We start from the raw sequence: 26,082 nt of genomic DNA, 5'->3' as shown, positions 1-26,082 counted from the left end.
CTTAACCCAGCGAATAGCCCGCACCGCGCACGGTGCGGATGGGATCGCCCGCCTCGCCCACCTTCAAAGCCTTGCGCAACCGGCCCACATGGACGTCGACGGTGCGGCTATCGACATAGATGTCGCGGCCCCACACACGATCGAGCAATTGCTCGCGGCTCCACACCCTGCCCGGCCGTTCCATGAGGGCCGTCAGCAACCGAAATTCCGTCGGGCCAAGGGACAGGGGTTCGCCACTGCGGTAGACACGATGCTCGGTCAGGTCGACGGCTATGTCTTCGTATTCCAGCCGCTCCCCGACCGTGGAGGGGCGCACGCGACGCAACTGCGTGCGCAGGCGCGCCAGCAGTTCGGCCACGGAATAGGGCTTGGTGATGTAGTCGTCTGCGCCCGTCTCCAGCCCCCTGACCTTGTCGGTCTCTTCCGAGCGCGCGGACAGCATGATGACCGGGATTTTCGATGTATCGCTGGCCATTTTCAACTGGCGACAGACTTCGATCCCGCTGACGTGAGGCAGCATCCAGTCCAGCACGATCACATCGGGGGGCGTTTCGCGCACGGTGATCAGGGCTTCGTCGCCGGCGCTTGCGGTGATGACGTCAAAGCCCTCGGCCCGGATGTTGTAGGCCAGGACTTCGCGCTGTGCGGGCTCATCTTCGACCACCAGAACAAGGGGTTCACCGGCCATGGGTCACGCCTCCTGCACGTAGGGGGTCTTATCTTCCTTCGGGCGGTCTTCATCGGGCATCTCGCCGGTCACGAGGTAAATCACCTGTTCGGCCACGGAGGTCACGTGATCGCCCATCCGTTCGATGTTTTTCGCCATGAAATGCAGGTGCATGCAGGTGGTGATGTGGCGGGGATCTTCCATCATGTGGGTCAGGTATTCGCGGAACAGCGCGGAATACATCTGGTCCACCTCCAGGTCGCGCTGGCGCACGTCTTCGGCCAGGTCCACGTCCTTCTGGATGTAGGCATCCAGCGCGTCCTTCAGCATCAGCTCCACCTGGCGCGCCATGCGTTTGAGCGACGCGGTATCGCCGGGCACGGCGGGCAGTTCGATCACCGCCTGGGACCGCTTGGCGATGTTTTTTGCGTAATCCCCGATCCGTTCCAGATTGGCGGAAACACGGAAGATCGACAGCACGGTGCGCAGGTCTGACGCGATGGGCTGGCGCAACGCGATGATGCGCGCGGCTTCTTCGTTCACTTCTTCTTCCAAGGCGTCGATGGCCTTGTCGGCCTTGCGTACGGCCATCGCCAAGTCCAGATCGCTGGTTTCCAGCGCCGTGGAAGATTGGGCGATGGCCACTTCCACCAGCCCGCCCATGCGCATGATCTTTGCCTGGATGCCTTCCAGATCGCGGTCGAAACTGCTGACGATGTGCTCTGAGTTCGGCATGACTTATCCAATCCGTCCGGTAATGTAGCTTTCCGTGCGGGGATCGCTGGGGTTGGTGAAAATCTTGGTCGTATCGTCGAATTCCACAAGCGAGCCGAGGTGGAAAAACGCGGTCTTCTGGCTGACACGCGCGGCCTGCTGCATGGAGTGGGTGACGATGACGACGGAAAAGCGCGTGCGCAGCTCGTCAATCAGTTCCTCGACCTGCGCCGTGGCGATCGGGTCAAGGGCGCTGCAAGGCTCGTCCATCAGCAGCACCTCGGGAGAGGTCGCGATAGCGCGCGCGATGCAAAGGCGTTGTTGCTGGCCACCGGAAAGTCCCGTGCCGGGAGCTTGCAGGCGGTCCTTCACCTCATCCCAGATCGCGGCGCGGCGCAGTGATTTTTCGACGATATCGGCAAGGTCTGCCTTGTTTGAGGCCAGGCCGTGGATGCGCGGCCCGTAAGCCACGTTGTCGAAGATCGATTTGGGGAAGGGGTTGGGTTTCTGGAACACCATGCCGACCTTGGCGCGCAGTTGCACGGGATCCACCTTCGGGTCGTTGATGTCTTCACCGTCCAGCGTCACCTTTCCGGTCATGCGACACCCGTCGATGGTGTCGTTCATTCGGTTGAGCACCCGCAGGAAGGTGGATTTGCCACAGCCCGAGGGCCCGATGAAGGCGGTGACGGTATTGTCGGCGATATCGACGTCCACGGCCTTGATGGCGTGGGTGACGGACTTGTCGGCGGCCATGTCGGCGGCGCTGCGCCCGGCGGCCCCCGCCCCGTAAAACACGTCCACGCCGCGCGCTTGCATCTTCATCTGGTCCACGGTGACCCCTGTCATTGCTTGGCTCATATGGTTCATAGCGGTATCTCTCAATTCTACCAACGGCGCTCGAACCGGCGGCGGAGAAGGATGGCGATGGCGTTCATGATCAGGAGGAAGATCAGAAGCACGATGATGGCGCCGGACGCCCTTTCGACGAAGGCCGGGTCAGAGCGTTGGGTCCAGCTGTAGACCTGCACCGGAAGTGCCGTGGCACCGTCGCCCATCAACGGGAAAGAGTTGGAGTGGGACGACACAAGATCCGGGTATTCCCGCACGAAGGCCACCATGCCGATCAGCAGAAGCGGCGCGGTTTCCCCCAGGGCCTGGGCCAAGCCGATGATCGTGCCGGTCAGGATGCCCGGCATGGCAAGGGGCAAGACGTGGTGGAACACCGATTGCATCTTGGAGGCGCCCAGACCAAGGGCCGCCTGCCGGATGGAGGGCGGCACGGCGCGCAGGGATGCCCGCGTGGCGATGATGATCGTGGGCAGGGTCATCAGGGTCAGCACGAGGCCGCCGACCAGCGGAGACGACTGGTTGAATTCCATGAAGTTGATGAACACGGCCAACCCCAGGATGCCATAGACGATGGAGGGCACGGCCGCGAGGTTGGAGATATTCACCTCGATCAGGTCGGTCAGCCTGTTGGTGGGGGCGAATTCCTCAAGGTAGATGGAGGCCGCAACGCCGATGGGCAGGGCCAACACAAGCACCACGATCATCATGTAGAGGGATCCGATGATGGCGACGCCCAGGCCCGCGGCCTCGGGCCGGGAACCCGAGGCATCGGGCCAGGTGATGAAGTCCCAATTGAAGCGGGTAACGACGTCGCCCCGCTCGGCAAGGGTTTGCGCGAGCAGCAGTTGATTGACCGAGACGTTGCGGTCACGCTCTGCCGTTTCCATTGTCACGCGGCCCTTGAAAAAGCCGTCGATGCGGCCGCCCAGAAGGATCTGGACGTCGATGGTCTGGCCGATCAGGTCAGGGTTTGCCAGCACCATGGCGCGGATCTGGGCGGGCGCTTCCTCGGACAACATGGCGGCCAATTCGCGCCCGCCCATCTCGTGCTCGATCCCCTCGGCCTCCAGCCAGGCCTCCAGCGACATCGCCAGAACAGGAAGGTAGCCGAAGGTTGTGACGCGGGCCATTTCGCCCGGGTCGCGGTTGCCGTCGGGGTCAAGGCGTTCCTCGGTCAGTTCCAGCGGGTAGCTGATGTAGGTCTGCTTGAACGCGCTGAGGCCATTGCCAAGGATCGAGATCAGCAGCACGATCAGCGCCAGAATGCCGATCCCGACGGCGGCCATCCCGTAGGCACGGAACCGCTTCTCGGACCGGTTGCGCCTGGACGTGCGGGCATCGGCGGCAAAAAGCGAGCGCTCTGGCGTCGCGGCGGGGGTATTAACAGCGTCGGTCAATCGTACTGCTCCCGATATTTACGCACGACCACGAGGGCCACGATGTTGAGGCAGAGGGTTATGACAAAGAGCGTCAGGCCCAGGGCGAAGGCGACAAGCGCCTCGGGCGAGGAGAAATCCGTATCCCCGGTCAACTGACCCACGATCTTCACGGTAACGGTGGTCATCGCCTCGAACGGGTTGAGGTCAAGCCGGGCGGCGGCCCCTGCCCCCAGCACCACGATCATCGTCTCGCCAATGGCGCGCGAGGCGGCCAGAAGAACGGCGCCCACGATGCCCGGCAGGGCGGCGGGCAGGATCACCTGTTTGATCGTCTCGGACCGCGTGGCCCCAAGGCCATAGGAGCCATCGCGCAGGCTTTGCGGCACCGCGTTAATGATGTCATCCGACAGCGACGAGACAAACGGGATCAGCATGATTCCCATGACGATGCCAGCCGTCATCACCGATGAACTGCTATCGCCAAGCCCCAGCGGCTGCGCGAAGTAGTCGCGCAACATGGGGCCCACGGTGATCAGGGCGAAGAGGCCGTAGACGATGGTGGGAATGCCTGCCAGCACCTCGATCAGCGGCTTGGCGACGGAGCGGACGCGACCCGAGGCATATTCGGCCATGTAGATTGCGGCGAACAGGCCGATCGGCGCCGCGACCAGAAGCGCGATGAAGGAAATGTACATCGTGCCCCACAGAAGCGGGATCAGGCCCAACTCGGACCCGCCCTCAAAGGACGGACGCCATTCCAGCCCAAAGAAGAAATCCTGCCACGGATAAAGCTGGAAGAAGTTGCGCGTGTCCCAAAGCATCGACAACACGATGCCCACCGTCGTCAGGATCGCGAGGGTGGAGGCCGCGATCAGGATGCCAAGGATTGCGCGTTCCACGCTGTTGCGCGCGCGCTGATCCTTGTTGGTGCGCAGGAAGGCATAGCCAAGGCCCGCCACGGCGAGGGCGAAGACCACGACCAGCATCCAGGTGCGGCCCGTGACCGCCAGGACGCGGAATTGTTGGGCGGCGGCCAGAACCTCGGTGCTGACGTCGGCCCCAAGGGCCACACCGATCCCGGCCAACTGGTCGCGGATGGTGTCGTCGGTCACGTCGAGGGTGGCGACCTCTGGGTTGGTGAACAGGCCGCGCTCTACAGCTACATCGAACCCGGAGGCAAGGCGGCGCACTTCGGTCATGACAAGGGCGGGATTATCCGTCTGCGCCAGGTAGTCGGCGGGCAAGGAGGCCGTCACCGCGTTGTTGATCACGATGGGTTGGATAATCAGCCAGATGCCAAGGACCAGAACCGCAGGCACCATTGTCAGCAGAGTGACATTAAGGCCGTAATACGTGGGCAGCGAGTGCAGAAGACGCACGTCGCCCCCTGCGCTGGCAACCGCCCTGCCCCGGCCCAGGAGGAATCCCAGAAGCCCGAGACCGGCGATAACAGACAAGATCCAAAGCATTGAGCGGCAGCTTTCGCGTCAGAGTAGGGGTGAGCGGGGCTGTCACGCAGCCCCGCCCGGAAGGTAAGGGCCTAGTTGCCCATCAAGGTGCCGTTGGCGACGATGGCTTGCGTCTCGGCCAGTTCGGGGTCGGAGACAAGGCCATAGGCGGCCAGGGGGCCCCAGTCACCGGCGATGTCGTCGGAGACGAAGAAGTCAGCGTATTCCTGAAGGCCGGGAATGACGCCAAGATGCGCCGCCTTGATGTAGAAGTACAAGGGACGCGACACCGGATATTCGCCCGAGGCGATGGCGTCCACGGTCGGGACAATGCCGCCCATGGTGGCGACCTGAAGCGTATCGGTGTTGTTCTCGTAGAACGCCAGGCCAAAGACGCCGATGCCGTTCCCGTCAGCCGCAACACGGGCCAGCGTTTCGGTGTAATCGCCGTCGATGTCCACGGACACGCCGTCAGCGCGCAGTTCCATGCAGGCTTCTTCGGCGGCGTCTTCATCCATGCCCATATCAATCATGGCCGCGAGGGAGCCGTTGTCTTCGCAGCCTTGCAGGATCACACGCTCGTCAAAGACTTCACGGGTCCCGTGGCGCGTGCCCGGAACGAAGGCTGCGATGGGCTGATCGGGAAGGTCGGCGCGGACGTCGGACCAGTTGATGTTGGGGTTGGCAACCATTTCGCCGTCGACGGGCAGCTCTGCGGCCAGGGCCAGGTGCCAGTCGGATTGGGTGAACTCGAACGACGGACCGTTGATGTCGGAGGCGAAGACGATGCCGTCATAGCCGAAGCGCACTTCGATGATGTCGGTCACGCCGTTCTCGGCGCAGGTCGCGATTTCGCTGTCACGGATCGAGCGCGAAGAGTTGGCGATATCGGTGGTGTTCTCGCCCACGCCCTCGCAGAAGCGGCGCAGACCGGTGGAAGAGCCGCCGGATTCAACGACGGGCGTGGGGAAGTCGAAGTTTTCACCGAACGCTTCGGCGACGATCGTGGCATAGGGCAGAACGGTGGACGAGCCCGCGATCTGGACGTTGTCCCGGCTTTGGGCTTGAGCACCCGTGGCGGAGGCCACGAAGGGAACCGTGGCGACAGCGGCCAGGGCGATGACGGATACGCTATGTTTTGCGAACGACATGTTGGAGTCTCTCCAATTGGTTTTCAGACATCTTCACGGGGCTGTGTGCCTCGCTTGCCGCCCGACTTAGACGCGTTTCACTGACCTTTTGTGACACCTGTGTAACAGGATTATGACATGGCGCCGCTTGGCGGGGTTAATCCACCGGAAACTGCACCGAAAAGGTGCTGCCCCGCCCTTGTTGCGAGGTGATTTTCAGCCGCCCTCGGTGGCGGTTGACGATATGCTTGACGATCGCCAGCCCCAACCCCGTCCCCCCCATCTCGCGAGAGCGTCCTGCATCGATCCGGTAGAATCGCTCGGTCAGTCGCGGCAGGTGCAGCGGGTCGATGCCGGGGCCCTCATCGATGACATCGACGGTAACGGTCTCTCCCTTGGGCAGACCCCTGCCCTGCCCGCGTGTCAGGCGGATCGTCACCTTTTTGCCCGGCCCACCGTACTTTAGCGCATTCTCGGCCAGGTTAAGAAACACCTGGGTCAGTTGATCGCGGTCCCCCTGCACCAGCGCGGGCGCGTCGTCACGCAGGACCTCAAGGGTATTGCCTGCGTCATCGGCTCGGGGCTTCAATGCCGCGACAACGCTGCCCAGAAGGACGCTAAGGTCGATTTGCTCGGCCGGGCGCTTGCGCTCGACCGCCTCCACCTTGGACAGCGACAGCAGGTCCGAGATCAGGCGGTTCATGCGCCGGGCCTCGTCCTCCATGATGGCAAGGAAGCGGTCTTGTGCGTCCGGGTCATTTCGGGCGGGACCGCGCAGGGTCTCGATGAAGCCCAGGACCGAGGTCAGCGGCGTGCGCAATTCATGGGAGACATTGGCCACGAAGTCGCGGCGCATGTCCTCGGCCTCGCGCAGGTGAGTAATGTCGGTGAAATGCAGCAGAAGCGCCGCGCCCTGGCCGGGCAGGCTTGCAATTCGGACCTTGTATTCGGTGACACCTGATTGCTCTGAACGCTCGATCCGCGCCTCGGCCGAAGGCGCGCCCTGCTGCACCGCTTCGATCCGGCTCAGCAGCGCCGGCTGACGCAGGGCCGCCCCATGGCTGCGCCCGATGATCCATTCCCCCAACATCGCGATGGCGGCGGCATTGGCGTGCTCGATCGTGCCGTCTGGGCCGATGAACAGCATCGGATCGGGCACGGCATCGATCACGGATTGGATCAGATCGCGGGTCATTGGCCCGACTCCCCCTGGTTGATGGGTTTGGGTGTGTGGCGATTCTGCAAGGCCACGCAACGGCGAAGAGATGACAGGTGAAAAGGTTTCATTGGCAAGAAATATGCGCCGCGATGTATGACAGGAGCGCTACCGTGCGGGTGCAAAACGCGGACGCTCCCTAATCGGTGCCGCGCGCCAAACGCAGGTGCCTTTGCCATGACGACCGACCGACACACCGATTTCAACGACCATCCCAAGCGCGACGTCGCACCCTCGCCTGCGAGGGTATTGGCTGTAGCGCTGTCCAGGGACGCGTTGGCACAGACGCCGCGCCATGTGCTGGCACCCGACGCAGAGATGGTACTGAGCGCGCTGGCACAGGTCGGCGCGCGCGATGTCACCGGGCCCGATGCGCCGGGTCTGATCCTCGCTCCGCTGACCGCAAAGGGCTTTGACGCAATGGATTTGCTCGCGACCCTGACCCAGGCGGGCTTCGGGGATCGCGTGCTGGTCCTGGCGCCGCATGTGCCCGACGTGCCCCTGGTGCGCGCTGATGTGCTGGCCCAAGCGCCCACGTTGAACGTGGATGTCATCGCGTTGGACGGCAGCTCGGCGCTGCACCTGCATTAGACGGCGGCCAATCCGCCCTCGAAATCCGCGATCAACAGGTCGAGGTCTTCGATCCCAACGGACACCCGGAAGAACCCATCGCTGATGCCAAGCGCCGCGCGGCCCTCTGCCGTCAGGCCCCGGTGACTGGACGAGGCCGGATGGCTCAGCGTCGTGCCAACATCCCCTAATGTGGGGGCAAAGGGCAGGTCCGGGGCGGCCTGCACCATACGGTCGGCGGCCGCCTCGGTGGCGTCTTTCAGCTCGAAACTTACCATGTTGCCAAAGGCTTGGCCCACGATCGATGCCGCCATGGCATGGTCAGGATGGTCGCTGCGCCCGGGATAGAGCACGCGAGCGACCTTGGGGTGATCGGCCAGCCAATCGGCCAAGCCCGCCGCGTTGGCCTGCGCCTTCTCGAACCGCAACGGAAACGTATAAAGCCCGCGCTCGGCCAACCAACACTCGTTGGGGGCGGGCGTCATGCCGACTGTGACGGCGAAATCATAGATCGCCTTCATCTGCGCCGGGTCGCGCGCCGCGACATATCCAAGCGTCACGTCCGAATGCCCTGCCAGCAGCTTGGTGACGGAATGGATGGTGATATCCGCCCCCTCGACCAGGGGCTTGTAGGCCACGGGCGTGGTGAAAGTGTTGTCGACCGCCAGAATGACCCCGGCCTCTTGGGCCAGCGCGATGATCCCCGCCATATCCGCCACCCGCAACGTCGGGTTGGAGATCACCTCGACCAGGATCATCTTCGTCTCGGGCCGCAACGCCGCACGCATAGCGTCGACATCGGTAGGATCGGCCACGGACGTTGCAATCCCGAACCGCGCCAGATCCTGGTGCATCAGGCGTAACGAGCGTCCGTAAAGCTGGTTGCCACCTACGATATGGTCGCCCGCCCCCAGCAGCCCCAGGATCGTGGCCGACACCGCCGCCATGCCAGAGCCCAGGATCAATCCGCCCTCCGCCTCTTCCAGCATATCGATCTTGCGCGCCAGAAGGTCCGCATTCGGGTGCCCCTCCCGGGCATAGGTGTAGCCGTGGGCGCGTCCCTCGTACTGCGAATGCAGCGTCGCGATGGACGGCGAGGCATAGACGACCGACGGCTGGATGGGCGTCACGACCGGGCGGCTTACCCCCTCGCGCAGCGGCATGCGCCGCACCAAGGTACCCGGCTTCTCATTGCGCCCATCGCTCATGGCGTTGCTCTCCTCATCTTTGTTCCAAGAAAATGCCGGGGGGTGCGGGGGGCTGGCCCCCCGCTCTGCCGCCAGCCAAAAAGTACTGTCAGCCGCGAATTGTCCCGTCCCCTGTCACAAGGTACTTGAACGAGGTCAATTGCTCTGCCCCCACGGGCCCGCGTGCATGCATCTTGCCGGTCGCAATGCCAATCTCTGCGCCCATCCCGAATTCTCCGCCGTCGGCGAATTGCGTCGAGGCATTATGCATCAGGATCGCGCTATCGAGGCGCTGGAAAAACCGCGCCACCGCGGCTTCATCCTCGGCAATGATCGCGTCGGTGTGGTTGGAGCCATAGGTGCGGATATGATCCAGCGCGGCGTCGATGTCGTCCACGACCTTTGCGGCGATGATCATGTCGAGGAATTCGCGCCCCCAATCGTCGTCACCCGCCGCCACCACGCCGTCGATCTGCTGCAAGGCCGCGTCTCCGCGCACCTCCACGCCCGCGTCGATCAGGGCGCGCACGACGCCCTGCCCGATGGTGTCCACCACGTCGCGGTGGATCAGCAGGCATTCGGCCGAGCCGCAGATCCCCGTGCGCCGGGTCTTGGCGTTCAGAACCACCTTCAAGGCCTTTTGCGGGTCGGCGCTGGCGTCAAGGTAGATGTGGCAGATCCCTTCAAGATGCGCGAACACGGGCACCCGCGCCTCACGTTGCACAAGGCCCACAAGGCCCTTGCCGCCACGCGGCACGATCACGTCGATTGTGTCCGTCATCGTCAGCATCTCGGAAACGGCCCGTCGGTCGCGGGTCGGCACCCGCTGCACGGCCGCTTCGGGCAGGCCAGCGGCGCGCAGTCCCTCTTGCAGGCAGTCGGCCAAAGCCCCCGAGGAATGGAAGCTTTCCGAGCCGCCCCGCAGGATCACCGCATTGCCGGATTTCAGGCACAACGCGCCGGCATCCGCCGTCACATTCGGGCGGCTTTCGTAAATCACGCCGATCACGCCCAGGGGCGTGCGCACGCGCTTGATGTGAAGCCCGCTTTCCATGTCCCACTCGGTCATTACCTGCCCGATCGGATCGTCCTGCGCGGCAACCGCGCGCAGGCCCGTCACGATCCCCTCGACCCGCGCCTCGTCCAGCATCAGCCGGTCCAGCATCGCGTCCGACAGGCCCTTGTCGCGCCCATAGGCCATGTCTTTTTCGTTGGCGGCGATGATCTCGGCCCGACGGTCCCAGACCGCGTCTGCCGCGGCATTGAGCGCGTGCACCTTGGCCTCTGGCGCAGCGAAGGCCAACTCGGCGCTGGCGGCTTTGGCGCGCACGCCGATTTCTGCCATCAGGTCGGGGACGTTATCTGTCCGGTCTTTCATCGGAAACCTCATCGAAGGGTGGGCGCAGGATAGGCGGTTTTGGGCAAGTGTGAAGGGACGTCAAAGCACCATGTCATCGCGGTGCACCAAGGCGGCACGGCCGGGATAGCCCAGGATTTCCGGGATATCGTCAGAGTGATGACCCTTGATCGCGCGGGCCTCATCGGCGGCGTAACGGCTGAGGCCGATGCCGATGGCGGCGCCCTCACTAGTTTCCAGGCGCACAGGATCGCCGCGCAGGAAGTCGCCAGAGACGGTGCTGACACCGGCAGGCAATAGCGAATTGCCCCGGGTCAAGGCGGCGGCGGCGCCTGCATCCAGGCGCAGGGTGCCCTTGGGCTTCATCGCCCCGATCCACGCCTTGCGCGCCTGTTGCGGCGACACGGTGGCGATGAACCACGTGGCCTTGGCCCCGTCTTGCAGCGCCTTGAGGGGCCGCGTCACCGCCCCTTGGGTGATCGCCATGGCACAGCCCGCCGCCGTCGCTGTGCGCGCAGCCAGCACCTTGGTTTTCATGCCCCCCTTTGACAGTCCCGAACCGGCATCGCCCGCCATCGCCTCGATCTCGGGCGTGATCGCATCGATCAGGGGCAAGTGCGTCGCGGTGGCGTCGTCCTGCGGGTTGGCGGTGTAAAGCCCGTCCACGTCGGACAGCAGCACACAGATATCGGCCCCGGCCATGACAGCGACATTGGCAGCCAAGCGGTCGTTGTCGCCGTAGCGGATCTCGTCGGTGGCGATGGTGTCATTCTCGTTCACGATCGGCACCGCGCCGCGCGCGAGCAGCGCTGCGAAGGTCGCGCGGGTGTTGAGGTAGCGCCTGCGATCCCCACTGTCATCCAGGGTCAGCAAGATCTGCGCCGAGGTCAGCCCGTGGGGGGCCAGCGCCTCTTCATAGGCCCGCGCAAGGCGGATCTGCCCGACAGCCGCCGCCGCCTGCGCCTCATCCAGCGACAGCGCGCCTGTGCCCAATGCAAGCGCGCCGCGCCCCAGCGCGATGGCGCCCGAGGATACGAGGATCACGTCGGTCCCAGAGGCTTTCAGCGCGGCGACGTCTTCGGCCAGCGCATGCAGCCATTCATGGCGCAAATCGCCTGTGACCCGGTCTACCAGCAGGGCCGAGCCGATCTTGACGACGACGCGTTTAGCCCCGCCTAGGGACGCCATGTCTCAGGCTCCTCCAGGGCGTCGCGGGCCGCTTTGTGGTTGGCGTCGACGCGGGCGCGCAGGGTGCGGAGAACTTCGGTCACGCCGGTACGCGCGACGCCTGACATCTCCATCAGGTTGCCCGCCACGGCGCCAAGCGCGGCGCGCTTTTCTGCCAGTTCCTCCGGCTCGATGGCGTCGATCTTGTTGAGCACGGTGATCCGAGGTTTCAGCGCCAGTTCGCCACCGTAGGCCTCCAATTCAGTGATAATCGTCTGATAATCGCCCACGACATCTTCGGACGTGCCATCGACCAGATGCAACAGCGCGGCGCAGCGTTCCACGTGGCCCAGGAAAGTATCGCCAAGGCCCCTGCCCTCGCTGGCACCCTCGATCAGGCCGGGAATATCGGCGACCACGAATTCCGTACCATCCACGCCAACCACGCCCAGGTTCGGCACGAGGGTCGTAAATGGATAATCGGCAATCTTGGGACGTGCATTGGATGTCGCGGCCAAAAACGTCGACTTGCCCGCATTCGGCAGGCCCAAAAGGCCCACGTCAGCAATCAGTTTCAGACGCAGCCAAATCGTGCGTTCCACACCCTCAAGACCGGGGTTGGCACGGCGCGGGGCCTGGTTGGTCGCGCTTTTGAAATGCAGGTTGCCAAAGCCGCCGTTGCCGCCCTTGGCGATGCAAATGCGCTGACCCACGGTGTCAAGGTCGGCGATCAGCGTTTCCTGATCCTCCTCCAACACTTCGGTTCCTGCAGGCACGCGCAGAACGATGTCCGCCCCGTCCTTGCCGGTGCGCTGTTTGCCCATGCCGGGCTGGCCGTTCTTGGCAAAAAAGTGCTGCTGGTAGCGGAAATCGATCAGCGTATTCAGGCCGTCCACAACCTCGATGAACACATTGCCGCCCGATCCGCCGTCGCCGCCGTCGGGGCCGCCGTATTCGATATATTTCTCACGCCGGAACGAGACAGACCCGCCGCCCCCGCCGCCGGACCGAATATAGACTTTCGCAAGATCGAGAAACTTCATCTAAAACTGTGCGCGCCACTGGCCCGCCCTTTCATCTTGCCCAAAAAACTCCGGGGGTGTGGGGGCTGGCCCCCACGTATCCCCTGTGTGGGGGCCAGCCCCCACTTGTCTCCTGTGTAGGGGCTGGCCCCTACGTATCCCTTGTATGGGGGCTGGCCCCATTTTCCACACTTTGCCTCTTACGCCAAACGCTTCAGGTAAGTCCACGTCGCAACCTTGGCATTGCGTGCCACCGAAAACGCTTCCGCGTCGCCCAGGTAATCGAACCCCGCATTGGTCAACACGCGGGCCGAGCTCGGGTTGTCCTGGAAGACTGATCCAAAGATCGTCTGGTTTTCCAAGGGGTTCGCATCCACCAGTGCGTGGACGGCCTCGGACGCGAACCCGGTGTTCCACATGGCGGGCGCGACCCAGTAGCCGATCTCGGATTGATTGCGGTCCATCTGGTCGAGCGTGATGATGCCCATCACCTCCGCGCCGCCGAACGCGGTGGCATCCATCACCCAGGCGAAGGACCCGCGATCGGGCGTCGTCACCTTGGCGATGAAGCTTTCCGCCGCGCCCGGCGGCAAGGGATGCGGGATCGATGTTGTCATCTCGGCCACGCGCTTGTCGGCGTGATACATCGCCAAGAGCCCGGCATCGGACCCGCGCATCGGGCGCAGGAACATCCGCGGCGTTTCAATGACTGCCTGGGCCAAGATCGCTTCCTGTTTCATGCTAAGGTCCTCCTCCGAACCGTCCCCCGCATCGTGCCTCTCCCGGTTCCATGTGGGTCCAGGAGGCTCCATGCGCAAGCGGGGTAACAAATACGAAAGGGCCGGCGTAATCGCCGGCCCCTGAACTTTTTCCACGGGATGTGGCGACTACTCTGCAGCTTCCGCCGCCGGAAGCACGGAAATGAACGTGCGGCCCTTGAAGCCCTTCTTGAAGGATACGTGGCCGTCGGTCACGGCGAAGATCGTGTGATCCTTGCCTTCGCCCACACCTTCACCCGGCCACCACTTGTTGCCGCGCTGACGCGCGATGATGTTGCCGGAGATCACGGACTCGCCGCCGTATTTCTTGATGCCAAGGCGGCGACCAGCTGAGTCGCGACCGTTGCGGGAGGAACCACCTGCTTTTTTATGTGCCATGGGTTACTTACTCCTGTTCTGCGGCAAACGTGGTCGCTTGCTCAATCCAGTTGTCACGCTCAATGCGGCCTTTGAACGACAGCTTGTCATCCATATAGGCGATCTCTTCGGCGCCCCAGGCCATGATCTGGTCGAAGTGGAACACGCCGTTTTCGTGCAGCAGGCCTTCCAGTTTGGGACCCACGCCAGAGATCTTTTTCAGATCATCGGGCTGACCGCCACGGGCTTCCGTCAGAAGGTTCGCGGGGCGGGTGCCCTCTGCGGCGGCTTCGGGGGCTGCTTCGGCCTTCGCCTTCTTAGGCGCGGCTTTCTTTTCAGCTTTCGGCTTTTCAGCCTTGGGGGCGTCGGCTGCGGGCTCCTCTGCCTTCTTGGCTTTCTTCGCGGGGGCGGCTGCGACAGCCGCGCTTGCGGTCACGGAGCCAGAGCCCATCGCGGCCTTCACGCCGGTCTTGTCGCCACCGGATGCGAGGATCTCGGTGATCTCGATCAGCGTCAGCTTCTGACGGTGACCCTTCTTGCGCTGGGACGAGTGCTTGCGGCGACGCTTGACGTAGTGGATGAGCTTTTCGCCCTTCACCATGTCGATCACGTTGGCCTGAACGGCGGCACCTTCCACGAGGGGCGCGCCAACGGTGACACTGTCACCGCCAAGCATCAGAATTTCGTTGAATTGGATGGCCTCACCGGCCTCCGCTGCAAGCAGTTCCACGCGCAGTTTGTCACCGGCCTGGACCTTATATTGCTTGCCGCCTGTCTTCATGACAGCGAACATGGGCTTTTCCTTTGTCTCACCGCGTCCTGTGGTCCCAACGATACAAGCGGCATCGCCAGTGTTTGCGGGGCTTTTCCCACCTCGGACAGCGCACCCCTTCAAGGGTGATTGTAACCATAACACCACCGCGCGCGGGGAATCCCTTCACTGATGGACGCCGCTAGATGCGTCAGGGCCGGGCCTTTGTCAAGCAACCATTGCTGCGCGGGCGCAGGTCTGCTGCAATCGGGCCTTCAGGTGTCTTCACCAACAATGAACCCGGCTGCCGCGACGCCCAGATCATAGCTGAGTGAGGCGAGCATCTCGTCGAAGGCGTTGAACAATGCCGCATTCACCGCGCGCCCGGCAGGCGCGTCCGCAAGCGCTACATAGGTCTCCAGATCCGCATCCGTGACCTCGGCGTAGGCGGCAAGCTGGAATGAGAACAGCCATTCAACGGTGAGGTGGCGCACTTCGGGTTCTTGCGCCCAAACCTCGGCCAACATCATGCTTTCCGGCACGTCATTGTCGAAGGCTCCGCCATCGATCAGGCCCCGGTAGAAGGCGATCCGCAGGTTCAGCGCACCCGAGACGTTGCGATCGACCAGCCCGCTTACCGAATTGAGACGCTGCAGAGTGTCCAGCCGGGGGCTGTCGGCGGCAATGGCAGCCATCAGGTCCTCGGTCGCGGCATCGACGGCGGCCTCGTCCAGGAACATTCGCCGCGCGGCGAGTTCTCCGCCAATCACCCTTTGGCCCGCTTCCGAGTCGATGAAGGCCTGCACGATGGCGATCTGGTCCGGGGACACGGCGTCGCGGTCGAAGGCATCCTCGAAGAGCCCCACCATCCGGGGTGTCGCATGCAACCCGGCCACGGTCGCCCGCCAAGCCGCCCCCCCTGCCCCGGGAAACAACTGCTCTTCTAGGTCCGCGCCGCCGCGGGTGTTCTCGGTACCCATCAGCGCGATGATCTCATACATGCCCAAACCATCAAGCATCCGGTACAGCGCTGGCGCCTCCTGCGCCAAGGCGGTCGGTGGGGCGACCTGCGCCTCCTGCGCCCGCGCCGTATCTGGCAGCGAAGCCAAGGCCCCAAGCGCGAGGCTCACGGACAAACATGCGATGCGGATCATGGGGCGCTCCCTTCGGTGGTGTCGCATGTAGAATGACGTGGTTTTCCGACGGAATCCATGGAGCGATCTCGTTCCAGCACAGGTTCGCGCATTTTTTTCGGGTCCGAGAAGGGGCTTGCAGCGATTTTCCCGCAGCTTTGCCCCCCTGCCCCTTGCGTGCCCCGCCGCTTGCCGCTACCTGTCCGCCCACGGATTTTGCTGAAGCATCATCCAAGACCGCGGAGAGGTGCCGGAGTGGTCGAACGGGGCGGTCTCGAAAACCGTTGTGGGTGCAAGCCCACCCAGGGTTCGAATCCCTGTCTCTCCGCCATTTTTCCTAGGCCGCCAATTTGCAACACCCTGATCGAAGGTGAAAATTCGGCGTATTCGCGCTGACGGTAGTGTTCGATCCGCTTGATTTGCCACACAAACGCGGAGATATACCGTCAAGAGCATTGCCAAGCGGGGCAGCACCTTCCACTTGAGACGCCTCGATCCGCGCGGTATCGACCAACCGGGTCGGATTGGCACAGAGTCTTCGAGACGACAGCGGCGTCTTCACGCCGAACAGCTTGGACCCTTCAAACAGCGCTGTGCAGGGGCAAGTGCGTTGGTTGCAATACGGCCAGCGGCGGCGCACAAATCGGACCGTTGGCCTCTCAAGCGCCTCACCCGTGGCGGTCGCTGAAAGGTAGGATCGATCGGCTTGTCGGGGTAGTCAAAACGATCCCACGGCAGGCGCGCCCGGACCATCGGGACGAATTGCGAGATGAAACACTTGGCACTGAAGCGTGCCAAGGAGTTGTTGTTCAGGTTCTTGCGTGCCGGGCTGAAGCCTGTGGTGCTACGCCATTCAACAACTATCTGATATCGTGCGCAAATCTCAGTGCAATTGAATTGGTCCTCTCGGCAGCTGCCGTGCGGTTTTTTTCATATATTCTGTAGCTTAGGTGGCATCCTGCCGCACGGGTCCCAGCGACGCGGCGTAACTCGAAAGCCTTGGGCGTTCGTGCGAAGTTCCAGAGGCGGAACAGGCACCACTCCTCTCGCCGTTCCTCTGCCACGGCCAACTCATTGCGTGAGATGTGAAACGGCGTGCGCTCCCAGCCGTTTGTGATCTTGACCTCGATCAGACGCTGCCGCCCATCTGCATCGAAACTGGCAATATCATAGCCCGCGCCATCCCCGTCTTCTCCGGAAACCCAGCGGATTTTCTGCGCCAGATCCTCACGTCCCGCCGCAGTTAGAGCGTCACGCTCGTGCTTCAAGACTCGCTCTTCTCCAGCTTTGCCCAGGGCGCGGTTTCGCTCATCTCGCGCAGCCACGTCGAACTTCCGGGCGATGTGGAGCATCTGCTCGAGCTCGCCCGGCGGCGGCTGGTTGGACAGAGTCGGTGCGGGCCCGACCCAGAGTTGGGCCGAATCCGCCATGCCGTCCACGGGCCGTGAAGTGAGGGTGCGGTGCGGTGCGGTGCGTCCAGTCGGGGTTCATCGCCAACCATCGTGCAACGGCGTCGATCAGGCTGGCCTGAAAGTTGAACACGGGATTGTACCCGGTGATCCAGGCCTCACCGAGTCCTTTGAGCACAGCGCTGATGTTCTGACGTTTGAACTCAACCGCCCCGTCAGACCGGTTGTTGAGGCGCGGCAGAAGCTGCCGCCGATGCTCGGCCTTGTTGTGGGGACGGCCTGCCACATCGTCGGCCAGCATCGCGAAGTAATCCGCGACGATCAGGTCATTCTCGGTATCTGTCCACGCATGGCTCGACATCGCGCCAGGCTAAGGGAAGATCTGGCTGGTGTCACGAACGGCGGGATGCGGGCGTTCGTTTGCGTGTACAATGCATATGTCAAATGCGTCAAAGCGGACACCGAGGCATTCCTCACCATAGGTGCATGCGCCAGCTTGAGGTTCTTTCACAGATGTGCAAGGCGATGGTCGCGCGCGGCCGTTTGTGCCTAACCGGAGCCGAAAAGGCGGATACTTCTCATGGTTGATCACAGCACACACGGGCTTCTTCAGAACAAGCCATTCAAGATTGCCCTCGGCCTCACCTTGATCCTGGTGGGCGTCTTTTGGTTTGGATCGCGTTATCCCGATCTGGATCAGAAGGCCTTGATGGCCGGTGATACGCAATTCTCCGCTATCGGGTTCGACCTGCTGATCAATATGCCACCTCAACCTTCGCTTTTTCAGGAGATCGGGGTGAACGCGATCAACTGGGTGTTCACAAACTGGAAGGGAATGACGTTCGGTCTGCTGGCAGGCGCGTTGATCCTTACGATGCTTCCGCACCTGCAACGTCTTCACTTCAAGAGCCGATTGGCCAACAGCTTTTTGGGATTGTTGGTGGGCGCCCCTTTGGGGGTTTGCGTCAACTGCGCGACACCGGTTTCTCAAGGTGCGATCGTGGGCGGCGCGCGGCCAGAGACGGCTCTGGCCATGATGGTCAGCTCTCCGACAATGAATGTCTTGGTCCTGACCATGGTGCTGTCGCTCTTCCCGTTGCACATCGCGGTGACGAAGATTGGCCTGACTCTGGTATTTATCTTGGTCCTGGTGCCCCTGATTGTCCGGATGTTCCCAGCGAAGACCCAACAAATTGCCATCGGTGATGTGCCCCGATCGGCGCCCTTGAGCCGACTGCTGCAACCTCCGTCCCCTAGGACGGCGTTGCAGCAGGGCTGGAGTGGATCAAGCATTTTCGTGCTGTCCGAAGCCTTGAGGAACTTGCTCTATCTTGTCGCCGTGACGGTGCCGCTTATGCTGTTAGCCGGTGTCCTGGGGGCTGCAGTGGTGACCGTTCTGCCCTTTGACACGCTGGCTGAGATACTTCCACGCGATGGGGCGATCGTGGTTTTGAGAGCAATGCTTCTTTTGGCCATCTTCGCACTGATCCTGCCCTCACCGATGATGTTTGACGTCATCGTCGCGGCGGCTTTGTTCAACGCAGGACTAAGTGCGGGCTATGTCATGGTCATGCTGTTCGGGCTTGGGATCTTTTCCGTGTATCCGTTCTTGTTGATCTGGCGGCAATTGTCCCGGCAGATCGCGCTGGCCATGATCGCCTCTCTTTCCGCTTTGGGCGTGGCGGGTGGCGCATTTGTGCACGTCTATCACCCACAGTACGCAGAGGCCCAAGACACAGTGATCCGAGCGCAACTGGCGCAAGTCGATGCACCGGTCGAGAGAGAGTACTTCACCCGTCCCCTTCCAGATCGCCCGGCCCGGGCGCTAGTGGCCGAGCTGCAGGCAAATCAAGTGTCTGCTGAAATGCTTTTTGCAGCAGATGGCTTATCGATCGAGCAGGCACCGTACGATCCGTCAGCCGTGGTGCGCGCACAGCACCAGTTCACCCGCATTGAAGGCGCTGAGATTGGGTTGACCGAGGGTTTTGGGCAAACTTTTGAGCGCTTCAGCAACCCTATGGTCCAGGTCCGCGCGGTTGCCGCAGGTGACATCCACAATGATGGGTGGCCGGATCTGGTTTTTGGGTCGGAGCGGGGTTTTGGCGTCTACGCAAACTCTCAAAACGGACACTTTGAACGGCAGGAAGTGATCCTGCCAGAGGCAGAGAATTGGACAATCGGCGCTGTCGCATTAATCGATATGACGAACGACGGCTGGCTCGATCTGGTGTTCTCGACCCTGCAAGCAGGGGTCTGGATGGTCGCAAACTCGGACGGGATGTTTGAGGCCGATGGCCTTGTAAATTTGCCGAACACAGAAGCTGCGGTCATGCCCACGGTGCTTGCATTCGATGATACCAACCACGATGGCCGCCTTGATCTGTTCATTGGCAACGCGGGCTATGGCAACAATGGCCGCGAGGCGTCGCCGCCCTCCAGCCAAGATGTGCTGCTTATCAGCTCGGACACGGGATACGACCGAATAGATCTTGATGGCGTTGTAGCGGAAACGCTGACGGCGCTTTTCGTTGACCTGGACGAAGATGGGTCAAGAGATCTGTTCGTCGGCAATGACTTCGGACCAGGAGATATCATTTATCGCAACGACGGCCAGGGCGCGATGCACTTGATGTCAGAGCCGACGGATGTCCTTCCGCTTAGCGGTAGAACGACCATGGCCATGACAAGCGCGGATATCGACAATGATTTGATCCCAGAGATTTTTGTCGGCCAGCGTGCGTGGGAAAGGAACTCGGTTGCGAGTATGGAGCCGGCAGAGGTTTGCGCTGAGCTTTTGGATGACGCGGCAAGGTCGGCGTGTCTGCGTCACTACCAAGGGGTCGACATTCGGACGGTCGCACACCGGCGCGGCAATCTGGATCAATGCGCGCAATGGCCGGTTCCTGGTATGGAAGCTGATTGTGTTGCGCTTCAGGCCTACGCCGCGCTGGACACGCGCAACGTGTCGTTGGATTATTGTGCGCCCTTTTCACCGGGCTGGCCATTGCTTCACGCGGCTTGTGAAACGTTGGCAGGTCCCGTGACCCCGCCAACGGCTGCACAGATTGACAGCCAGCTTCCCTCGGTCGACAGGCGCAATCTCCTGTTTGCCCGCGATGAGGCAGGCGCATGGCGCGACGTTGCCGGGGCATTAGGGGTTGTGAATGGCGGCTGGGTCTGGAACGCGCGGTTTGCGGATTTGAACCACGATGCATTCCAGGATCTGTTTATCGTGACCGGGTTCCCCACCGTCGACATCCGCCATCCTTCGTATTTCTATCGCAATATCGAAGGCGGCGGGTTTGAGAATGTCACGCGAGAGGTCGGGTTGAACTCCAACCTCGACATTGCTTCGTTTGCCTACGTTGATTTCGACCTCGACGGAGATCTCGACATCGTCGTGCCGCCTTTGGTCGGCCCGGTTTCGATGTTGCGCAATGATGGCCCAATCGGAAATGCACTGTCGATCAGCCTGCGCGATGAGCGGGGGAACCGGTTTGCCGTAGGTGCCCGGATCACCATTACGACGCCCGATGGGACAAGCCAAATGCGCGAGATCGTTGCAAGCGGCGGCTACATGTCCCACGACGAGTTGATCGCCCACTTTGGCCTGGGGGATCAACCACTCGCGCAAGGCGTAGTGGTGACCTGGCCCGATGGGGAGGTTTCAGAGGTTGCGATCCCCCTGGAGGCCGGCGCGCGATACACGATTACCCGCCGCAGACTGGTCGAGTGATCGCTGCACTCAAAGCAAGGCTCTTCTAACGCGTTTTCCAGGCCCCGGCATCGCTATGGGGTGCAAGGTTCTGTGGCGCTTGCGCCAAGGCTTGATGAAGCGGATCCAGATGCGTGGCGACCAGCTCGGCGACAGCGGCGCTGGCATCGCGTTGCTTCTTGCCCTGGTCGTCCGCGAACTGCGCATTCTGGTAGGGAGATTTGGAATAGCTCCGGAAACAGCGCGACATCGCGGTCAAATCTACATCATCTGCGTCAATCCCAAGCGCTGCGAGAATATCGGGAAGACGGTGCGGCGCGAGTTCAGGATATTGCAGCAACGTCCAATTCTTTGCGGCATCAGACATCGCAACGGAATAATACCCCCGCAAGACCTTTGCATAGAATTCGGTCGTGGTTTGCGGAGTCTCCTGCCCACACAGAAAGCTTCCCCAGTCGGTCGACATGGCGTCGTGCCAACCGGGCTTGCGGTTCAGGTGTGAGACCAAAACCTCGGTCGGGTTGCGATACATGAACAAGCATGGCGCGTCGGGAAATGCCGCCCTGAGAGGGGAGGCAGCGTGCAACTCCACGGAAGAAAGCTTAAGGACCATGTGCCGGTATCCGCCACCGCGATTTCGTCCCATCAAAGTGATGACCTTCCGAAGCCGGGCAATGGTGCCAGTTGCATGGGTCAACGTGCTCGGGCCGCCCAAGCGCCACAATCCGTTGGGTATCAACGCCTCACCAAAGGCCAAGATACGGCGGTCGCGGGCCAGCGCGCGTGTCAACAAGGTAGAGCCGCAACGGGAAACCCCAAAGATGAAGGCCGTAGGGGACACGTCATCCGGCGCCGGAGTGAGATCATCGATTACTGACAATTCGGTTGTGAAAAATGGTTGATATACTGTGTCTGGACCTCTGCCCAGAAGCGCGACCGCCGTGTGCGAGGCCTTTTGGTAACTGCCCTCATACATGTGATAAGATCCCAAATCGATCCAGGTCAGGCGCGAGCCGTCGTGGCTGAGCGAATGAGGGATAAGCCCTGCCGTCTTCTCATAAATCTCTAGAAAGGCGTCATTTGGGGTGACGTTATTATCAGTCGCTGGCATCAACTTCGCCCAAAACGCCCACCTTGTATAGTTTTCGCACCAGTTCCAATTTGTAGGCCGGGGTCAACATGCCGGGCAGTCCTTGGGCGCTGAACCTTGCCCCTTCGTTGATCAGATCAATCGCGGGCCGCGCGAATACCGGTGCGACGAAACGATGATCCCGACAGTGAACGGACATGTTGATGCCATCTTGGTCGTCACATAGAATCTGATCCCCTGCGCTCAGCATCAATTCACACGCCATGGTCAGGTCGCCGGCGCGGAAATACCTGTCCAACGGTGCTTGAAGAAGGTCAATCATCTTGCTGCGCGTCGCTGCTTGCACGTCTTCAAGTGCTTGATCGACGACCTTTGGAGTCGCAAAGTGGGTCATGGCGGCGATGATTGCTTGCACGGATTTCGCCTTGTCTTCATCGTTTGAATACCCGTGGGGAACAGCCTCTCGTAACTCGGGGTCCTGCCAACACTGCGCTGAAGCGGCCTCTAGAACGTTGCCCAATGTCGGATGCAACAAGCCCAGAGTTACGTGAATCGAGACCCCCTCAATGGTTTCTGCGGAATGAACCAGACCGCGCGGCACATAGGCCAGACAGCCGGGGCTGAGCAGCATATGAGCGTGCTCGGTAACAGGAGACGGTGCCTTCAGCGTTTTAGGAGTTTCAAGCGTTGCATTGGGCACGCGATGGTCGAACAGAGCCCACCGTTTCTTGCCGTGGACCTGAAGGACGAACACATCATACCGGTCATAATGGGGGGGCAGCGCTTTGCGCCCGGGCGGCGTGATGTAGATGTTGGCGCGCAGCGGCATGCAGAGGTCTTGTTCCAACGCATGGCAAAATGCCTTGAGGCTTGGAATGCTCCGGTGGACAGAACTCAATCGAACCGACATGCCGCGGTCGATCAAGCTCATCAAAGCGTTGGCATCCACAAGCGGTGTCATGTCTGAACACGCGTCTATTCGGGTCCAGTCTTCATGTGGCGCGCGTGCATCCTCATTGAAAACGTGAATCAAATCAGGCTGTGGGTTGGAGGCAAGGAATGTCGAGATATCGGCGACTGTCAGCACGTCATCAAAAGCGCCCGCCGGACGATCCGACAGGTGCATCGATGTTTGCCCAAAAACATCCACGAAGAAATCTTCCGCAGACATTGGGGCGATCAAGCGCTCAAAAGGGCGAAGGTCTGTCATGACACCCGACTTCCAATCTCTTGTATGCGGCGCACATGGTCTGGCAGATAGCCAAGCCCACGGCGCCCTGCACAGGGAATAAAGGGCACGTCGCGACTCAGTTGGGCCAGTGCCTGGAATTCAGCCCGCACGTCTGCGCGATCGATCAAAGCGTAACTTGCATAGGATTGGCGTGACAAAGAGCGCAAGGATTGAGCCTCATTCAGGGGGAGGTCTTGATCAGAGGTTGTGTCGCCTAGATCGAAAACCGCAGAAACCGGCATGGGCCTGTCAGCGGTGCATTGCGCGGGCAACCACACATATCGTTTGTCCAACTGCGAAGCATAAACAAAGTCTGTATCCTGTGGCGAGGCGTTGCCGATGGCCCGCACTGCATCGCCATTGAGGCGGGACGCTGGATATCCTGTCCGGGCTGTCCATGTACCGTTGATCATTTCCAAAGCGGCAATATCGTCGGCGACCAATTGAGCCCCCGCGTAGCGCACAAAGGCAGCCGCCAAAGTAGACTTCCCCGTGCCGCTGCGCCCCAAGAACGCATAGCTACGGTCACCAATCCGTACCACGCTTGCATGTAGACAGGCCAATCCCCGCCGTCGCAAGGCAAACCCCATGATTGTCCCCAAGCAGACCGAGGCGAGATCCGCGTCAGTTGCGCCATCACAGCGCGCAATCTTGATGGATGTCGCTCCAAGATCTGAAACCGCAACAACCGTGCCAAATTTGGTGTCGTATATGAGACGAATCCGGTCCTTGCATTGCGCGACCTGGATACGGCCGCCGTGTCTGCGAAGCGGGAAAGTGACGTTCTCCCAGTCATGCAGATCGTGTGCAGGGTCATATTGACCTGCAAACTCGATCTTCAGATCGGCGGTTTTCCGGGGTGTGATCGGCGGAACGCGAAAAAGCGGCTGTGACGTTTCAACTGTTAACCCAAACAAACTGTACGTCGGGTTGGATATTGCGGGTGATGAATTCATCGCATCACAGCTCATCAAATTCACGCAGAAAGGCGAGGGTCGACAGAGCGCCAGGTACCACATGGGAGCCGTCGAAATAGCCCGCCGCCGCAGGGTCGTGGGGCATGTCGCGGGTCAAAATCTGCCGGAGCCGTTGGATATCCACGATGTGGGCTGCGGGATCATCGTTCCGAAGGTCGCTGACATAGTCCTGGGCGGCCGAACGCTGCCGATTGTATCGAGACACATAGTCTGTCGAGAAAGGAGCCTTGGACGTCCGCCATTGGATCGCCTTTGGCAGCACCCCATCTAGCGACCTGCGTACCATATGACGAGCGTATCCATCCTTCACCATCGCATCCACTGGTGCGCTGATCGCAAATTCAGCCAGGGATTTGTCCAGGAACGGGTACATGAACTGCGCCCCAAACAGCCCATCCGTGAACGAGTTGCGTGACGGGTTTTGCGAATGGGCCACGTGTCGTCGTGTCGCGTGGGATTGGCTGAACCGGTAAAGAATATCGCGCTGCCGCTTGGGTTGCGCCCGTGCATAGTCGGAATAGAACGACGGATGCAGAATACGCTTCATCAGGTCAGGGGCTTGATTGGCCCAAGGCTTCAAGAGAGGGCGTGCCAAGCGAGACCGGAACAGGCTTGCCATGCTGCTGCCCTCCGACACCTTTTTCATCGCCACCAACTCGCGGGTCAGATGTACCCATCGGCCTTGCATAGCCCATTGCGGGAAGGCCGCACTTGCTGGGTTTGTGGGGCCAATTTCACCCCCGATGCCGTCCAGAATAGCCGATGCCCCTTGCGCATTCGCAGCTTGGGCGAAGGCTTGATACATAAAATGACGCGATGACCAAAGCGGACACTGCACCCCGGCCGCCATCTTCTCCAGGTCGTCGAAAGGTCCCCGTTCCGGTGCGGTTACGAAAATTTGCCGCAGGTTTTGAAAACCTGCAAACTGCTCCATGAATTCCCGCTCGGACCGTTGGTCGGGATGCGCGAATTCAGGGATGGCAGACAAGCTCACCAACTCACGGTTCTGGCGTTTCAGGACCTGCATGGCCATTGCGGTGATGGCCGACGAGTCCAAGCCGCCGCTGAGAAGCGTAATGACCGGCCCTGTCTTGGGAAGACACTTTTCCACCGCAGCAAACATAAGATCTCGGCACTCATCCCAATAGTCTTCAATCGCCCGCGTCCCACGTCTCAAACCGACGCCGCGCACCGACCCGGGCGACCAATATTGGCGGACGGTGAATTCATTTGGCTTGACCTGCGCGATACATGCCGCCGAAAGGCCTTGGATACCGTGAAAGGTAGTGCCATGGGTCATCCCGCCCCGCTCTTTCATTAGTCCGCTTTGCGTCAATTGCACGCGATCAAGGCGCAACGGAATTCCGGCAAACCGCGCCAGCAATCGCGGAGACGTTGCGACAAACGTCGCGTCAGGCGCCTGATGAAAGAACAGCGGGTTTCGCCCGAAGTGATCACGACCGCAAAACAAGGTGCGCGATCGGGCGTCCCAAAGGGCATAGGCAAACTGCCCTTCCAACCGCTCCAGGGCGGCTGCTCCTCCAGACCTGAAAAGGTTCAAAGCTGTCGAAGATGGGTCGGATAAGGGACCGCATTCTGCAAAGGGCAAGTCGCGCGTGTTGTGTAGCGACCCGGACATTGCACAAAACGCTTGGTCAAGCGTATTTTTAGCCGGATGAACCGCGCCGCGCCGAGCCGCAAGCATCACGCAATGCGGGTCTGAGATGATCAGATACGCAGAATTACCCGCCTCAAGATTTCGATCAAGCCGAGCAAGGAGGTCACGATGATCAAAGTGATCGGCCGCTTTAGTGACGACCGCCGCGAACTCTGATCGTACTGATGTAGTGAAGCTCATCTCGCGCCAAGGCACCTTCAAAAACGGCTTTCAGGTGTGTCAGGCGAAGCCCGGCGTAGCCAACCAGGACGCG

General features: G+C 61.4%; 21 protein-coding genes, 1 tRNA gene and 1 pseudogene. 3 read left to right on the top strand and 20 right to left on the bottom strand.

Annotated features, from left to right (window positions below; all coding sequences use genetic code 11):
- Position 1 precedes the first annotated feature (1 nt).
- From phoB to KUL25_RS05295, 7 genes are all read right to left on the bottom strand, one after another.
- A complete protein-coding gene (gene phoB, locus KUL25_RS05325) occupies positions 2-688 on the bottom strand; it encodes a phosphate regulon transcriptional regulator PhoB (protein WP_257891989.1) in 687 nt (228 codons plus the stop codon).
- A 3-nt stretch (positions 689-691) separates the two neighbouring features.
- Entirely contained in the window at positions 692-1,402 is a 711-nt protein-coding gene (gene phoU, locus KUL25_RS05320) for a phosphate signaling complex protein PhoU (RefSeq protein WP_068361458.1), read from the bottom strand.
- Between the two features lie 3 nt (positions 1,403-1,405).
- A complete protein-coding gene (gene pstB, locus KUL25_RS05315) occupies positions 1,406-2,230 on the bottom strand; it encodes a phosphate ABC transporter ATP-binding protein PstB (protein WP_257891988.1) in 825 nt (274 codons plus the stop codon).
- A gap of 38 nt (positions 2,231-2,268) precedes the next feature.
- Positions 2,269-3,630, bottom strand: coding sequence for a phosphate ABC transporter permease PstA (pstA, locus tag KUL25_RS05310; protein ID WP_257891987.1), 1,362 nt, complete (start codon positions 3,628-3,630; stop codon positions 2,269-2,271).
- Complete coding sequence (pstC, locus tag KUL25_RS05305; RefSeq protein WP_257891986.1) at positions 3,627-5,081, bottom strand: phosphate ABC transporter permease subunit PstC; 1,455 nt, start codon at positions 5,079-5,081, stop codon at positions 3,627-3,629. Before pstC ends, pstA begins: the two co-directional genes overlap by 4 nt.
- A 71-nt stretch (positions 5,082-5,152) precedes the next feature.
- Entirely contained in the window at positions 5,153-6,211 is a 1,059-nt protein-coding gene (locus KUL25_RS05300) for a substrate-binding domain-containing protein (RefSeq protein ID WP_257891985.1), read from the bottom strand.
- Positions 6,212-6,347: 136 nt separating this feature from the next.
- Positions 6,348-7,385, bottom strand: coding sequence for an ATP-binding protein (locus tag KUL25_RS05295; protein ID WP_257891984.1), 1,038 nt, complete (start codon positions 7,383-7,385; stop codon positions 6,348-6,350).
- 198 nt (positions 7,386-7,583) lie between these two features.
- Here KUL25_RS05295 and KUL25_RS05290 point away from each other — a divergent pair, with 198 nt between their 5' ends.
- Entirely contained in the window at positions 7,584-7,997 is a 414-nt protein-coding gene (locus tag KUL25_RS05290) for a hypothetical protein (RefSeq protein WP_257891983.1), read from the top strand.
- Here KUL25_RS05290 and KUL25_RS05285 read toward each other — a convergent pair.
- The 8 genes from KUL25_RS05285 to KUL25_RS05250 all read right to left on the bottom strand — a co-directional run bounded on the left by KUL25_RS05285 (position 7,994) and on the right by KUL25_RS05250 (position 15,750).
- Positions 7,994-9,184: a trans-sulfuration enzyme family protein gene (locus tag KUL25_RS05285; protein WP_068361435.1), complete on the bottom strand. Its 1,191-nt coding sequence runs from the start codon at positions 9,182-9,184 to the stop codon at positions 7,994-7,996. The two genes, KUL25_RS05290 and KUL25_RS05285, sit on opposite strands and share 4 nt — an antisense overlap.
- Positions 9,185-9,272: 88 nt before the next feature.
- Positions 9,273-10,541 (bottom strand): glutamate-5-semialdehyde dehydrogenase, encoded by a 1,269-nt coding sequence (locus tag KUL25_RS05280; protein ID WP_257891982.1) that lies wholly within the window; start codon positions 10,539-10,541, stop codon positions 9,273-9,275.
- Positions 10,542-10,601: 60 nt separating this feature from the next.
- The gene (gene proB / locus KUL25_RS05275; protein WP_257891981.1) at positions 10,602-11,708 is read right to left on the bottom strand and encodes a glutamate 5-kinase; all 1,107 of its coding nucleotides are present in this window, start codon (positions 11,706-11,708) and stop codon (positions 10,602-10,604) included.
- Positions 11,696-12,730: a GTPase ObgE gene (obgE, locus tag KUL25_RS05270; RefSeq protein WP_068361425.1), complete on the bottom strand. Its 1,035-nt coding sequence runs from the start codon at positions 12,728-12,730 to the stop codon at positions 11,696-11,698. Before obgE ends, proB begins: the two co-directional genes overlap by 13 nt.
- 179 nt (positions 12,731-12,909) lie before the next feature.
- Positions 12,910-13,449 (bottom strand): GNAT family N-acetyltransferase, encoded by a 540-nt coding sequence (locus KUL25_RS05265; RefSeq protein ID WP_257891980.1) that lies wholly within the window; start codon positions 13,447-13,449, stop codon positions 12,910-12,912.
- A gap of 147 nt (positions 13,450-13,596) precedes the next feature.
- Complete coding sequence (rpmA, locus tag KUL25_RS05260; protein WP_257891979.1) at positions 13,597-13,866, bottom strand: 50S ribosomal protein L27; 270 nt, start codon at positions 13,864-13,866, stop codon at positions 13,597-13,599.
- Positions 13,867-13,873: 7 nt separating this feature from the next.
- Entirely contained in the window at positions 13,874-14,638 is a 765-nt protein-coding gene (gene rplU / locus KUL25_RS05255; protein ID WP_257891978.1) for a 50S ribosomal protein L21, read from the bottom strand.
- Between the two features lie 233 nt (positions 14,639-14,871).
- Positions 14,872-15,750 (bottom strand): hypothetical protein, encoded by an 879-nt coding sequence (locus KUL25_RS05250; RefSeq protein WP_257891977.1) that lies wholly within the window; start codon positions 15,748-15,750, stop codon positions 14,872-14,874.
- 220 nt (positions 15,751-15,970) lie between these two features.
- Here KUL25_RS05250 and KUL25_RS05245 point away from each other — a divergent pair.
- A tRNA-Ser gene (locus KUL25_RS05245) sits at positions 15,971-16,060 on the top strand.
- 529 nt (positions 16,061-16,589) lie between these two features.
- On the opposite strand, the pseudogene KUL25_RS21835 reads toward KUL25_RS05245, so the two are convergent.
- Positions 16,590-17,499, bottom strand: a pseudogene (locus tag KUL25_RS21835) (protein NO VEIN domain-containing protein).
- Positions 17,500-17,718: 219 nt separating this feature from the next.
- Here KUL25_RS21835 and KUL25_RS05230 point away from each other — a divergent pair.
- The gene (locus KUL25_RS05230; RefSeq protein ID WP_257891974.1) at positions 17,719-20,874 is read left to right on the top strand and encodes an FG-GAP-like repeat-containing protein; all 3,156 of its coding nucleotides are present in this window, start codon (positions 17,719-17,721) and stop codon (positions 20,872-20,874) included.
- A gap of 25 nt (positions 20,875-20,899) precedes the next feature.
- Here KUL25_RS05230 and KUL25_RS05225 read toward each other — a convergent pair whose 3' ends face one another.
- From KUL25_RS05225 to KUL25_RS05210, 4 genes are read right to left on the bottom strand one after another with little or no spacing between them, the layout of a single operon-like run.
- The gene (locus tag KUL25_RS05225) at positions 20,900-21,967 is read right to left on the bottom strand and encodes a sulfotransferase (RefSeq protein ID WP_257891973.1); all 1,068 of its coding nucleotides are present in this window, start codon (positions 21,965-21,967) and stop codon (positions 20,900-20,902) included.
- Entirely contained in the window at positions 21,951-23,153 is a 1,203-nt protein-coding gene (locus KUL25_RS05220) for a cupin domain-containing protein (RefSeq protein ID WP_257891972.1), read from the bottom strand. Before KUL25_RS05220 ends, KUL25_RS05225 begins: the two co-directional genes overlap by 17 nt.
- A complete protein-coding gene (locus KUL25_RS05215; RefSeq protein WP_257891971.1) occupies positions 23,150-24,145 on the bottom strand; it encodes a phosphoenolpyruvate carboxykinase (ATP) in 996 nt (331 codons plus the stop codon). The genes KUL25_RS05220 and KUL25_RS05215 overlap by 4 nt, the downstream gene beginning before the upstream one ends.
- Positions 24,135-26,009: an asparagine synthase-related protein gene (locus KUL25_RS05210; RefSeq protein WP_257891970.1), complete on the bottom strand. Its 1,875-nt coding sequence runs from the start codon at positions 26,007-26,009 to the stop codon at positions 24,135-24,137. Before KUL25_RS05210 ends, KUL25_RS05215 begins: the two co-directional genes overlap by 11 nt.
- Positions 26,010-26,082 lie beyond the last annotated feature (73 nt).

Source organism: Gymnodinialimonas phycosphaerae (assembly GCF_019195455.1).
GTDB classification, from domain to species: domain Bacteria; phylum Pseudomonadota; class Alphaproteobacteria; order Rhodobacterales; family Rhodobacteraceae; genus Gymnodinialimonas; species Gymnodinialimonas phycosphaerae.
This window is presented reverse-complemented; position numbering and strand designations above follow the sequence as displayed.